Origin of the sequence: Acidovorax sp. (assembly GCF_046291265.1) — a bacterium.
Taxonomy (GTDB): Bacteria; Pseudomonadota; Gammaproteobacteria; order Burkholderiales; family Burkholderiaceae_C; genus Acidovorax.
In genome coordinates, this window is record NZ_JBKBTV010000035.1 from 40749 (window position 1) to 51153 (window position 10405).

Consider the following 10405-nt stretch of genomic DNA (forward strand, 5'->3'; position numbering starts at 1 on the left):
GGCTCAATCAGCAGTGATTTTTCGGGTTTCGATCACTGTTTTCCAGCGCGCGAACTCGCGCGCCTGGTAGGCGGTGAAGGCTTCGGGCGTGCTGGCCACGATCTCCAGGCCCTGGTCGAGCATGCGCTTCTTCACGGCGGGGTCGTTCATGGCGGCGATGGCGGCGTCCGAGAGCTTCTTCTTGACCGCGGGCGGCAGGCCCTTGGGCGCAGCCATGCCCTGCCACGAGTAGACCTCGGCACCGGCCACGCCGGCCTCGGCCAGGGTGGGCACTTCGGGCAGCACGGGGCTGCGCTTGTCGCCGGTGACGGCAATCGCATGCAGCTTGCCGGCGCGGATGTGCTGCAGCACCGCGTTCACATTCTGGAACGAGAACTCCACCTGCCCGCCCAGCAGGTCGTTGATGGCCGGTGCGCCGCCCTTGTAGGGGATGTGCAGGCCTTCGGTGCCGGTTTGCTGCCAGAACACCTCGGCCGAGAGGTGGTCCGACGAGCCATTGCCCGAACTGGCGAAGCTCACCTTGCCGGGGTTGGCTTTGAGCTGAGCGATCACCTCGTTCACACTGCGCGCCTTCTGGCCCGGTGCTGCCACCAGAACATTGGGCGCCTGCACGGGCACGGTGATGTAGTCGAAATCCTTGAGCGCGTCATACGGCACGCTCTTGAGCAGGTGCGGCGCCACGACGAAGGCGCCCAGGGACGATACCAACAGCGTGTAGCCATCCGGCGCAGCGCGTTTGACCGCACCAGCGCCCAGCGTGCCCGTGGCACCGGGGCGGTTGTCCACCACAAAATTCTGGCCCAGTTTCTCGCCCATGTGCACAGCCATGGCGCGGGCGACCATGTCGGTAGAGCCCCCGGCAGGGAACGGGACGACGATGGTGACGGGCTTTTCAGGCCAGGCGGCGGAATTGCCGGTCTGAGCCGAGGCGGCAAAAGCCAAGGTGCAGGCGCTGGCAAGCAGCAGCAGTTTCTGAATAGGCATGAGGGATGTCTCCTTAGGTTGTGGTCTTGGTGAGCGACCCTCTGCGGGGCCTTGGGGAAAGTGGTTGTCTGAAGTCTGGCCAGCGCTTACTGCGGGCCGAGCTTGTCGATCAGCGCCTTGAGTTCTTCCATCTCCGCAGGCTTGAGGTCGGTCAGCGGTGCGCGCACCGGGCCGCCGTCGTGGCCCACGATCTTGGCGCCCGCCTTGATGATGCTCACGCCATAGCCTTCCACCCGGTTGCGGATGGCCAGGTAGGGCATGAAGAACTGCTTGAGAAGGCGGTGCTGGGTGGCAATGTCGTCAGCCGCCACGGCCTTGTAGAACTCCATCGCGGTCTTGGGGATGAAGTTGAACACCGCCGACGAATACACCGGCGTGCCCAGCGCCTTGTACGCAGCCGCATACACCTCGGCCGTAGGAAGGCCGCCCAGGTACGAGAAGCGGTCGCCCATCTTCATGTAGATGGACGACATGATTTCGATGTTGCCCACGCCGTCCTTGAAGCCGACCAGGTTGGGGCAGCGCTCGGCCAGGATGGCCAGCGACTCGGCCGTCAGCTTGGTGCGGTCGCGGTTGTAGACGATGACGCCAAACTTCACGCTGTTGCAGACCTGAGCCACATGCTCGATGAGACCTTCCTGGCCCGCTTCGGTCAGGTAATGCGGCAACAGCAGAATGCCGTGTGCGCCCAGGCGCTCGGCCTCTTGTGCATGGGCGATGGCGGTGCGGGTGGGGCCGCCAGCGCCCGCAATGATCGGCACCTTGCCGCGGCAGGTGTCCACAGCGGTTTGGATGACCTGGCTGTACTCGGCGCCAGCCAACGAGAAATACTCGCCCGTGCCACCGGCGGCAAACAGCGCGCTGGCGCCGTAGGGGGCCAGCCACTCCAGGCGCTCGATGTAGGTCTTGGGGCGAAACTCGCCCTGCTCGTCAAAGTCCGTGATCGGAAAGGACAGCAGGCCGGAGCCCATGATGGTTTTGAGTTCTTGAGGGGTCATGGTGAGTAGCAAGCGTGGACAGAGGGACACGTCAACTGGTCATACAAGAACTGAATTTCTCCGGTTTTGTCGGAAAAAATCAGCGAATACGCAAATGTTAACGTTAACATCATCAGACAACATAGGACAAACCCTAGTTTTGATACACCGCGTGTTTGCTGAAACCCGAGTGAGCACCTTCCGGCGCTTGGGTTGGGTTTGCGCTTTAGACTCCGCCACCATGCAAGCGTCCGGCCCCATCCCCTCTCACGCCGCCCTCGGCCGCGACCGCCACGCTGTCACGCTGCGCGAGGTGGCCGAGCGCGCTGGCGTGTCGATGATCACGGTCTCGCGCGCGCTCAATACGCCGCAGCAGGTGTCCGAGCGCACACGAGCACGCGTGCAGGAATCGGTATCTGCACTAGGTTATGTGCCCAACCTCGTAGCGGGGGGGCTGCGCTCTGCGCGCAGCCATGTGGTCACGGCACTGGTGCCCACACTCTCCGGGCCCTTGTTCGGCGAGATGGTGCAGGCCCTCACCGATGCGCTGGAGCAGCGCGGCTTTCAGGTAATGGTGGGCCAGGTGGGCTACGCGCGCTCACGCGAAGACGAGCTGCTGCGCGCCATCGTGGGGCGGCGACCGGACGGGATCGTGCTCACAGGGGTCATGCACTCGCCCGAGGGTCGACGGTTGCTAATGGCATCCGGCATTCCCATCGTCGAAACCTGGGACTTCACCGACACCCCCATCGACATGCTGGTAGGCCTGCGGCACGAAGAACTGGGCACCGCTGTGTGCGAACACCTGTTTGCCAAAGGGCGGCGGCGGTTGGCGCTGCTCAGCGGCGGCGACGAGCGGGCTGCGCGCCGCGCCAGCGGGTTTGAAGCCGCCGCCCTGCGTCTGGGTCTGCGCCCGCCCGCCATGCGGCTGGGCAAGTCGCCCACCACCCATGCCGATGGCCGCGAAGGTCTGGCCGCGCTGCTGGCCGATGCGCCCGACATCGACGCCGTGTTCTGCAGCTCTGACATGCTGGCGCTGGGAGTTCTGACCGAGGCGCGCGTGCGCGGCATTGCCGTGCCGCAGCAGTTGGCCGTGATGGGTTTTGGCGACATTGACTTTGCACAGACCGTGAGCCCCCGCCTGTCGACCGTACGCATCGACGGTGCACGCATGGGCCAGACTGCTGCGCAGTGGATCGCTGACCGGGCTGAAGGCAAGGTGGTTGCGCAGCCCATGGTAGACGTCGGTTTTTCGATCATCCAGCGCGAAAGCGCCTGAGCGTCTGGGGCGCGCCGACGGCGCGTCAGGTCTTGTAAATCAGCGCGACCGCCCGTGCCTCCATCGCCAGACCCTGCCCCACCGGCCCCAATCGCTCGGCCGTCTTGGCCTTGACGTTGACCTGGTCCTGCGCGATACCCACGGCGTGGGCAATGGCCGCGCGCATGCCGGGAATGTGCGGTGCCAGGCGCGGCGCCTGGGCGACCACGGTGCTGTCGATGTTGCCGATCTCAAAGCCCGCGGCACGAACGCGCCGCGTGGCCTCGGCCAGCAGCACGCCGGAATCCGCGCCGCGAAAGGTGGGGTCGGTATCCGGAAAATGGCTGCCGATATCGCCCAACGCTGCCGCGCCCAACAACGCATCGGTGATGGCGTGCAGCAACACGTCAGCGTCCGAATGTCCTAGCAGTCCCATCGTGTGGGGCACATCCACCCCCCCGACCACCAGCCTGCGGCCTGGCACGAGCGCATGCACGTCCCAACCTTCCCCAATCCTGAAATTCATGGCATTGCCTTGTATTGATGTGTGTGGTTGGCGCTGGTCGGGTGGTGCCTTTGTGCGGTGGCACAAAGCAGCCGATCCACCGCTCAGAACAGGTTCTTTTTGCCCGGGGTCACCGTCACCTGGCCCCGCTCTCCACCAAAGCGCGCCAGCGTGGTTCCATAACCGCGCTGCGCCAGCACGGCCGCCGCCAGCGCAAAGTCGTCGGGGTACGTCACCTTGAAGTTCTGCGCCCCGCCCGGCACCAGCCGGGGGTGCAGGCCCATCGCCTCCATGGCGCTGGCCTCGTCGGTCACGTTGGAGCCCACTTTCTCGATGGCGTCCATCAACGGCCCGATGCGGAACATCTGCGGTGTCTGCGCCAGCCACTTGTTGCTGCGGTCTACCGTAGAGGCCACCCGCACGCCGCCTGGCCCGTCAATGGACGTCTTGAGCGTATCGGCCAGCTTGTGGGCCAGCAGGCCGCCCACGCTGTCGCCTGCGCATTGATCGATGAGGGTATCGATCTGTTCGGAGGTGATGAGACACCGCGCGGCGTCATGCACCAGCACCCAGTCGTCTGGCTGCGCCCCGCGCGCCAGCAGTGCCTTGAGCCCCCCCAACACCGTGTCGGCCCGGGTAGGGCCGCCGCACTCGACCACAAAAAAGGCCGCATGGGCATGGGCGTCCAGAAAATGGTCGCCCGGCGCCACCGCCACCAGCGTGCCCAGCAACCGTCCCACGCCGGCAAAGGCACCCAGTGTGTGCAACACCATCGGATGACCGGCCACCGGGTGGTACTGCTTGGGTAACGGGCCAGTAAGTACAGATGGTGCCACTTCTGCGGCTGAAAATGCGGCCAGCGTCGAAATGCTGGAGGAGCCCTCACCTGCAGGGGCGGGCGAGGAGCCCCCTGCGGGGGGGTGAGCCGCAGCACCCGCCGCCATGGCGCGCGAGCCGATCCCTGCGCAGGGCACCAGTGCCCAAAAACGCCCGTGGGCGGACAAGGGGGCGAGCGGAGGTTGCAGCAACGGAGCAGTCATGGGTCGCTCATTCTAAAATCTCCCGCTGCCCCCCATCCAGCCCGTGCGCGTTTTGCGCCCCAGGGGATGCGGCGGGCCCAGACGACACCGTCCGCATGGAACTGCCCAAACTCTCCCCCGGTAAACGTTTCACCCTGCCCCGTCCCGTGGGCAGCGCCGATTCCCTGCTGCTGGCCCGGCTGGCCGAGCGCGACAAAGCAGGGGGTCGCACCACCGCCATCGTCACTGCCGACGCCACCGATGCCCAGCGCCTCATCGAGGAAATGGCGTTCTTCGCGCCCTCGCTGCGCTGCGCTCTGTTCCCGGACTGGGAGACACTGCCCTACGACACTTTCTCTCCGCACCAGGATTTGATCAGCGAGCGGCTGGCCACGCTGTGGCGCATCAGCCAAAAGGATGGGGAAACGGGGGCCGACGTGGTGCTGGTACCCGCCACCACGGCGCTGTACCGGCTGGCACCGCCGTCCTTCCTGGCGGGCTACACCTTCCATTTTCAGGTCAAGCAGAAGCTCGACGAAGCGAAGTTCAAGGCCCAGCTCACGCTGGCAGGCTATAGCCATGTATCCCAGGTGGTGAGCCCGGGTGAATACGCCGTGCGCGGCGGGCTGATCGACCTGTTTCCCATGGGCTCGCTGGTGCCCTACCGGGTGGACCTGTTCGACGACGAGATCGACAGCATCCGCACCTTCGACCCGGACAGCCAGCGCAGCCTGTACCCCGTGCCCGAAGTGCGCCTGCTGCCCGGCCGCGAGTTCCCGATGGACGACGACTCGCGCGCCAAGTTCCGAAGCCGCTGGCGCGAGATGCTGGAGGGCGACCCGACCAAGAGCCGCATCTACAAGGACATGGGCAACGGCGTGGCCACGGCGGGCATCGAGTACTACCTGCCGCTGTTCTTCGACGACACAGCCACCGTGTTCGACTACCTGGGTGGCGAGGCCACGGTGGTGCTGCATGGCGACCTGGAGCCGGCTTTCCAGCGCTTCTGGCAGGACACGAAAGACCGGTTCCGCCTGATCCAGGGCGACCCGGAGCGCCCGGCGCTGCCGCCCGAGTCGCTGTTCCTCTCGGTAGACCAGTTCTACACGCGCGCCAACCTGCACGCGCAGCTGTCCATTCGCCCCGGGGTGGAGGACATTGCCGACAACCCGCACTTCCAGAAGCTCGGCGATTTGTCGGTGGTGCGCGGGGCCGAGGACCCGCTGGCCCGGCTGCACGCCCACATCCGCAACACGCAGCACCGCGTGCTGCTGCTGGCCGAGAGCGATGGCCGGCGCGAGAGCCTGCTCGACTTTTTGCGTGCCAGCGGGGTCAGCCCGCCCGCGTTCGACTCACTGGCCGAGTTCCAGGGCACAGCCGACGAAAAGGTGGGCATTGCCACCGCCGGGCTCACCGTGGGCTTCAGCTGGATCGAGGACGGCATCGACTTCGTGACCGAGACCGAGCTGTTTGCCGCCGGGCCCACCACGCGCCGCCGCAAAAAGCAGGAGCAGGTCAGCGACGTCGAGGCGCTGATCAAGGACCTGGCCGAGCTGAACGTGGGCGACCCGGTAGTGCACAGCCAGCATGGCATCGGCCGTTACCGCGGCTTGGTCAACATGGACGTGGGCAACAAGAACCCCGACGGCACGCCTGCCATGCAGGAGTTCTTGCACCTGGAGTACGCCGACAAGGCCGTGCTGTATGTGCCGGTGAGCCAGCTGCAACTCATCAGCCGCTACACCGGCGTGAGCGCCGACGAGGCGCCGCTGCACAAGCTCGGTAGCGGCCAATGGGAAAAGGCCAAGCGCAAGGCCGCCGAGCAGGTGCGCGACAGCGCGGCCGAGCTGCTCAACATCTACGCCCGTCGTGCACTGCGCCAGGGCCATGCCTTCCGCTACAGCCCTCAAGACTACGAAACATTCGCCAACGACTTTGGCTTTGACGAGACCGCGGACCAGAACGCCGCCATCCACGCGGTGATCCAGGACATGATCAGCCCCCGCCCCATGGACCGCCTGGTCTGCGGGGACGTGGGTTTTGGCAAAACCGAGGTCGCGCTGCGCGCTGCGTTCGTCGCGGTCACCGGCGGCAAGCAGGTGGCATTTTTGGCACCCACCACTTTGCTGGCCGAGCAGCACTACCAGACGCTGATAGACCGATTCAGCAAGTGGCCCGTCAAGGTGGCCGAGGTCTCGCGATTTCGCTCGGGCAAAGAGATCACCACTGCCATCAAGGGCATTGGCGACGGCACGGTAGACATCGTGGTCGGCACGCACAAGCTGCTCAGTGAATCAACCAAGTTCCACGACCTGGGTCTTTTGATCATCGACGAGGAGCACCGTTTCGGCGTGCGCCACAAGGAGCAGATGAAGGCCTTGCGCGCCGAGGTGGATGTGCTGACGCTGACGGCCACCCCCATCCCGCGCACGCTGGGCATGGCGCTCGAAGGCCTGCGCGACCTGAGTGTGATTGCCACCGCACCGCAGCGGCGCCTGGCCATCAAGACCTTTGTGCGCAACGAGGGTACGGGCGTGATCCGCGAGGCCGTGCTGCGCGAGTTGAAGCGCGGCGGGCAGGTGTACTTTCTGCACAACGAGGTGGAAACCATCGAGAACCGGCGCCAGAAGCTCGAAGAGATATTGCCCGAGGCCCGCATCGCCGTGGCCCACGGCCAGATGCCCGAGCGCGAGCTGGAGCGCGTGATGCGCGACTTCGTGGCCCAGCGCTACAACATCCTCTTGTGCTCAACCATCATCGAGACCGGCATCGACGTGCCCACGGCCAACACCATCATCATGAGCCGCGCCGACAAGTTCGGCCTGGCGCAGCTGCACCAGCTGCGCGGGCGCGTGGGCCGCAGCCACCACCAGGCGTACGCCTACCTGATGGTGCCCGACATCGAGGGCCTGACCAAACACGCGCAGCAACGGCTCGACGCCATCCAGCAGATGGAAGAGCTGGGCAGCGGCTTTTACCTGGCCATGCACGACCTCGAAATTCGCGGTGCGGGCGAGGTGCTGGGCGAGAACCAGAGCGGCAACATGCTCGAAGTCGGCTTTCAGCTGTACAACGAAATGCTGAACGAGGCTGTGAAGTCGCTCAAAGCCGGCAAGGAGCCCGACTTGCTGAGCCCCCTGTCCGTGACCACCGACATCAACCTGCACGCCCCCGCCCTGCTGCCCAACGACTACTGCGGCGACGTGCACCTGCGCCTGTCGTTCTACAAGAAGCTGGCCACGGCCAAGACGCCCGACCAGATCGACGGCCTGCTCGAAGAGATCGTGGACCGCTTCGGCAAGCTGCCGCCGCAGGCGCAGACCCTCATCGACGTGCACCGCCTGCGCGTGCTGAGCCAGCCCTACGGCGTGGTGAAGGTCGATGCTGCCCCCGGCGTGATCAATATCACCTTCAAACCGCAGCCGCCGATTGACCCGATGCGCATCATCGAGCTGATCCAGAAGAACAAGCACATCAAGCTGGCGGGCAACGAGAAGCTGCGCATCGAGCGCGAACTGAAGGACCCGAAAGACCGGGCGCAGATGGTGCGGGACATCTTGCGCTCGCTGGGGCAGCCGGTGGTGGCCTAGCACCGAGAGAATATGAGTCAAATTGGCCTCTAGCGCTTATCCAATAAGCGCTATAAGCTATCAAAATTATAGCTTTTTGAATAAAAACGACCTTGGCGCATGAAAAGCGGCACGGCGCCACCGCCGCGTTGTCAGCGCCAGTGCTCAAGGAGGCGATCACGCAAGAGATCAAGATCCACGCGGAGCTGGTGAAGGCTGCAGAGTTGGTGCCGCAATAAGCCTCACGGGCGTACCGTGCACGGTTCCGTCGCTGAGGTAGTCGGAGGTCACGCCCAACCCAAAAGCATATGAACCATATACGTTTCATATACAATTCGCGGCATGGGTATCGTCAAAATTTCAGATCAAATGCATGAGAACCTGCGCGTTGCCAGCAACGCGTTGTCTCGTTCCATCAACGCGCAAGCAGAACACTGGATGCGCATCGGCATGCTGGCCGAGCTGCATCCCCACCTCGACCACAGCGAAATCTGCCAGATGCTGATCCGGGCAGAACAAGCCGGGGGGTTTGATTTGGCCACCGTGGCCGCGTCTGTGCCCGCACAGCCCATGCAGTCCAGAAGGCGCGTCCAATGAGATCCCGCGTTCCTCTCAAATCTCCAGCCGATATCGCCATGGCCCGCGAGGCAGCACAGCTGGCGGCCGAGGTGCTGCGCATGATCACCCCCTATGTACAACCCGGTGTGACCACCGAAGCGCTGGACCAGCGCTGCCACGATTTCATCGTGAACGAGTTGAAGGTGATCCCTGCCAACCTGGGCTACATGGAGTTTCCCAAAACGGTGCTTACCTCGGTCAACCAGGTGGTTTGCCATGGCATTCCGTCGGCCAACACGGTGTTGAAAGCGGGCGACATCGTCAACATCGACGTGGCCGTCAACAAGGACGGGTGGTTTGGTGACACCAGCCGCATGTACTTTGTGGGCGAACCCAGCGCGCTGGCACGCCGCCTTGTGGAGACCACCTATGAGGCCCTGCGGGCGGGCATTCAGCAGGTGCGGCCGGGCGCCACGCTGGGCGATGTCGGGCACGCGATTCAGACGGTGGCGCACCGCGAGCGCTTCAGCGTAGTGCGCGAGTACGGCGGGCACGGGATTGGGCAGATCTACCACGACGAGCCCCAAGTGCTGCACTACGGCCAGCGCGGGCAGGGGCTGCGGCTGGAGGAAGGCATGGTCTTCACCATCGAGCCCATGATCAACGCGGGCAAGCGCGACATCCGCGAACTGGCAGACGGCTGGACCGTGGTCACGCGCGACGGTTCCCTGTCGGCGCAATGGGAGCACATGGTGGCAGTCACCGCCGACGGTTTTGAGGTGCTTACCGCCTGGCCCGAAGGCACAGGCGCCTACCCGGCCATGGGCTGACGCAGCCAGACTGCGCCACCCCGGTGTTTGACGCAACACAAGGGCTTTTTCAACCCCCGGCGTGATAGTGGGGCACCCCAACAAAGGAGTGCCCCATGAAGCTGCTGACCGACCTGTTTTCCACCGACTACGGCCTGATGAGCATCATCGGCATCGGGTTCATGCTGTGCATGGCGGCATTTTTTGTGCGCATGTTCCTGGTCAAGATGAACGAGCCGCCCACACCCCACCCTGCCACAGGCGCACACGCGGGTCTCGGCAACAACCTGCCACCGTCACACTGAAACCGGCCCGTGCGGGCCAGGCGGCTGAGGGGGAGCGATACCATTGCGGGTTATGTCCCCACAAATCGAATCCTCCGTTTCTGCCATGGCCCACGCTACCGAATTCGCGCCCGGCCTTGTTGTCCAGGGCATCGAGCCCCCGCTGTCCCTGTCCGCCTACAAGCTCATCGCGTTTGACATGGACTCCACGCTCATCAACATCGAGTGCGTGGACGAAATCGCCGATGCCGCAGGCCGCAAGGCCGAGGTGGCGGCCATCACCGAAGCCGCCATGCAGGGCGTGATCACCGACTACAAAGAAAGCCTGCGCCAGCGCGTGGCCCTGCTCCAAGGCGTGACGGTGCAGCACATGGAGCAGGTGTTTACCGAACGACTGCGCTTCAACCCCGGCGCCCAAGAGCTGATCACCGCAGCCAAGGCC

At 64.7% G+C, this 10405-nt stretch carries 10 protein-coding genes and 1 pseudogene; 7 read left to right on the forward strand and 4 right to left on the reverse strand.

Going from position 1 to position 10405, the window contains the following annotated elements:
• Nucleotides 1-3 precede the first annotated feature (3 nt).
• Complete coding sequence (locus ACK41V_RS14295) at nucleotides 4-984, reverse strand: Bug family tripartite tricarboxylate transporter substrate binding protein (RefSeq protein WP_409783263.1); 981 nt, start codon at nucleotides 982-984, stop codon at nucleotides 4-6.
• An 86-nt stretch (nucleotides 985-1070) separates the two neighbouring features.
• A complete protein-coding gene (gene kdgD, locus ACK41V_RS14300) occupies nucleotides 1071-1982 on the reverse strand; it encodes a 5-dehydro-4-deoxyglucarate dehydratase (RefSeq protein WP_409783264.1) in 912 nt (303 codons plus the stop codon).
• 220 nt (nucleotides 1983-2202) lie between these two features.
• On the opposite strand from kdgD, the gene ACK41V_RS14305 reads away from it, so the two are divergent.
• A complete protein-coding gene (locus tag ACK41V_RS14305; protein ID WP_409783265.1) occupies nucleotides 2203-3240 on the forward strand; it encodes a LacI family DNA-binding transcriptional regulator in 1038 nt (345 codons plus the stop codon).
• 25 nt (nucleotides 3241-3265) lie between these two features.
• Here the strand turns inward: ACK41V_RS14305 and ispF are convergent, their stop codons facing one another.
• On the reverse strand, nucleotides 3266-3745 hold the full coding sequence (ispF, locus tag ACK41V_RS14310) for a 2-C-methyl-D-erythritol 2,4-cyclodiphosphate synthase (RefSeq protein ID WP_409783266.1): 480 nt from the start codon (nucleotides 3743-3745) through the stop codon (nucleotides 3266-3268).
• A gap of 83 nt (nucleotides 3746-3828) precedes the next feature.
• Nucleotides 3829-4764 (reverse strand): 2-C-methyl-D-erythritol 4-phosphate cytidylyltransferase, encoded by a 936-nt coding sequence (locus tag ACK41V_RS14315; RefSeq protein WP_409783267.1) that lies wholly within the window; start codon nucleotides 4762-4764, stop codon nucleotides 3829-3831.
• Between the two features lie 95 nt (nucleotides 4765-4859).
• Here ACK41V_RS14315 and mfd point away from each other — a divergent pair, with 95 nt between their 5' ends.
• The 6 genes and pseudogenes from mfd to ACK41V_RS14345 all read left to right on the forward strand — a co-directional run.
• Nucleotides 4860-8333 carry a transcription-repair coupling factor gene (gene mfd / locus ACK41V_RS14320; RefSeq protein WP_409783268.1) on the forward strand — a complete coding sequence of 1158 codons (3474 nt, stop codon included), beginning with the start codon at nucleotides 4860-4862 and terminating at the stop codon, nucleotides 8331-8333.
• A gap of 92 nt (nucleotides 8334-8425) precedes the next feature.
• On the forward strand, nucleotides 8426-8551 hold the full coding sequence (locus ACK41V_RS14325; protein WP_409783269.1) for a hypothetical protein: 126 nt from the start codon (nucleotides 8426-8428) through the stop codon (nucleotides 8549-8551).
• A 103-nt stretch (nucleotides 8552-8654) separates the two neighbouring features.
• Entirely contained in the window at nucleotides 8655-8909 is a 255-nt protein-coding gene (locus ACK41V_RS14330; protein ID WP_409783270.1) for a ParD-like family protein, read from the forward strand.
• Nucleotides 8906-9700 carry a type I methionyl aminopeptidase gene (map, locus tag ACK41V_RS14335; protein ID WP_409783271.1) on the forward strand — a complete coding sequence of 265 codons (795 nt, stop codon included), beginning with the start codon at nucleotides 8906-8908 and terminating at the stop codon, nucleotides 9698-9700. Before ACK41V_RS14330 ends, map begins: the two co-directional genes overlap by 4 nt.
• A 95-nt stretch (nucleotides 9701-9795) precedes the next feature.
• Nucleotides 9796-9984 carry a DUF3149 domain-containing protein gene (locus tag ACK41V_RS14340; protein ID WP_409783272.1) on the forward strand — a complete coding sequence of 63 codons (189 nt, stop codon included), beginning with the start codon at nucleotides 9796-9798 and terminating at the stop codon, nucleotides 9982-9984.
• A gap of 85 nt (nucleotides 9985-10069) precedes the next feature.
• Nucleotides 10070-10405, forward strand: a pseudogene (locus ACK41V_RS14345) (phosphoserine phosphatase SerB); the annotation flags it as partial.

What these genes read in the sequence shown, in the direction of transcription:
- ACK41V_RS14295 (WP_409783263.1), bottom strand. Translation starts at nt 984, where the DNA reads ATGCCTATTCAGAAACTGCTGCTGCTTGCCAGCGCCTGCACCTTGGCT.
- kdgD (WP_409783264.1), bottom strand. Translation starts at nt 1,982, where the DNA reads ATGACCCCTCAAGAACTCAAAACCATCATGGGCTCCGGCCTGCTGTCC.
- ACK41V_RS14305 (WP_409783265.1), top strand. Translation starts at nt 2,203, where the DNA reads ATGCAAGCGTCCGGCCCCATCCCCTCTCACGCCGCCCTCGGCCGCGAC.
- mfd (WP_409783268.1), top strand. Translation starts at nt 4,860, where the DNA reads ATGGAACTGCCCAAACTCTCCCCCGGTAAACGTTTCACCCTGCCCCGT.
- map (WP_409783271.1), top strand. Translation starts at nt 8,906, where the DNA reads ATGAGATCCCGCGTTCCTCTCAAATCTCCAGCCGATATCGCCATGGCC.
- ACK41V_RS14330 (WP_409783270.1), top strand. Translation starts at nt 8,655, where the DNA reads ATGGGTATCGTCAAAATTTCAGATCAAATGCATGAGAACCTGCGCGTT.
- ispF (WP_409783266.1), bottom strand. Translation starts at nt 3,745, where the DNA reads ATGAATTTCAGGATTGGGGAAGGTTGGGACGTGCATGCGCTCGTGCCA.
- ACK41V_RS14340 (WP_409783272.1), top strand. Translation starts at nt 9,796, where the DNA reads ATGAAGCTGCTGACCGACCTGTTTTCCACCGACTACGGCCTGATGAGC.
- ACK41V_RS14315 (WP_409783267.1), bottom strand. Translation starts at nt 4,764, where the DNA reads ATGACTGCTCCGTTGCTGCAACCTCCGCTCGCCCCCTTGTCCGCCCAC.